This window comes from Vibrio sp. D173a, from assembly GCF_030248475.1.
Genome location: NZ_JAHGAH010000544.1, coordinates 1 through 741 on the forward strand (window position 1 = coordinate 1; position 741 = coordinate 741).

Below are 741 nucleotides of genomic sequence, written 5' to 3' on the forward strand. Positions count from 1 at the left end.
CGCTCATTTCGTCGGCTGAGGAGGTCAATACCAAGATGATGCCTTTGTAAAACTCACGAGCCTGTCTGCAAATTTGTGCACCACTGAGGCCTGGAAGCATTAAATCTAAAAGCACTAAATCCGGCTCTACTTCTCGAATCGCTTGCACTGCCAAATTGCCTTGATCAACAACCTCAACCTGATAGCCTTCGGCTTCAAGATACAGAGTGGTTAAACGCGCGATCTCTTGGTCGTCTTCAATTATGAGCACTTTTGCTTTAGACATTTCCATCACCAGTATTTATAAATGCGCGGGCAGTATATAGACTGAAAATACATCATCAATACTGTAACTGAACTTGCGATTTTACAGTACGCAAAACAATGTATTCATCTCTGTACACCTGTTTTTACGGTTTTGACCTTAAATGCAGTCTGTTGCGCCTTTATCTATATCCTTAAAAACAAATTTATAAAACTGACAACATAGTAACTTGCTCCTCTTACATCTCCTTTATTTTCTTACCCTCCCTTACATACAGATTATTTACAACTAACCAAAAGTTCATTCATTCTATCCACTGTCTTTATGCAATATTTATTACTGATAGAAAGATAGATAGCAGTAATAAAATCTAAAGGAATAAGTGAGCATGACAAGGAAAACGATTACTTCAGCAAGCCGACAGTGGAATCAACCTCACAATCTATTTGCGAGTGTATTTTTCTTCTCAGTGATTGATTAGTATCGACGACATGAAT

The 741-nt window shown here is 38.1% G+C and carries 1 protein-coding gene; it reads right to left on the reverse strand.

Features of this window, described 5'->3' with window-relative positions; genetic code table 11:
• On the reverse strand, positions 1-265 hold a 265-nt coding region (locus tag KIV40_RS27400; protein WP_285352356.1), incomplete at its 3' end, for a response regulator.
• Positions 266-741: the final 476 nt, after the last annotated feature.